This is a genomic window from Paenarthrobacter sp. PPS72 (assembly GCF_048537125.1).
Taxonomy (GTDB): Bacteria; Actinomycetota; Actinomycetes; order Actinomycetales; family Micrococcaceae; genus Arthrobacter; species Arthrobacter nitroguajacolicus_E.
This window is the reverse complement of record NZ_JBLYIE010000110.1, coordinates 1-545: the sequence shown is the minus strand read 5'-3', so window position 1 is coordinate 545 and position 545 is coordinate 1. Positions and strand designations below refer to the sequence as shown.

1 pseudogene is annotated in these 545 nt (G+C 59.8%); it reads left to right on the top strand.

Going from position 1 to position 545, the window contains the following annotated elements:
- Positions 1-253: 253 nt before the first annotated feature.
- Positions 254-545: pseudogene (locus ACLRGI_RS23310) on the top strand (IS1380 family transposase); the annotation flags it as partial.

Genomic DNA, 545 nt, shown 5'->3' with positions numbered 1-545 from the left:
CGGAAAAGCGCGCGTCAAAACACCCAGAGAGACGTGGTCAGTCAAACGTTCCGGGGTTTCGGGCTTGATCCATCCGCTGCGCGCCATGCCCCAAGATTAACAGAATTGCCGCTAAGTAAACGGTATTGCATTTAGCCCGGGGTTTTCATGGGTTCGGCGCTGGACGGTGTGTTTAAAGGCGAAAAGGTGCTCTGACACGGGAAAATAGTGGTGTCTAAGCCAATAATCCCGGTAGTGAAGGAGCACCTTTTCGATGCACCACTCTACCCCTGTTTTCCCCTCCATCCCGGTCTCTTTCACCGGCCAGTCGCTGATCTCCCATGCCGGGGTCAAAGTCCTCACGGGCTTCATGGACGGCCTTGGTTTCGGCCGGCTGTGTGAGGACAGGCTCGGCCAGTTTGTTCCTCCCGGGGCGAAGCACCGTCCAGGCAAGTTGCTCGGTTCCCTGGCCGCGATGCTCGCCGCCGGAGGCGAACACGCCTCGGACCTGGACATCCTGCGGTCCTCGCCCGGGGTCTTTGGCCAGCTGCCCTCGAACGCGACAG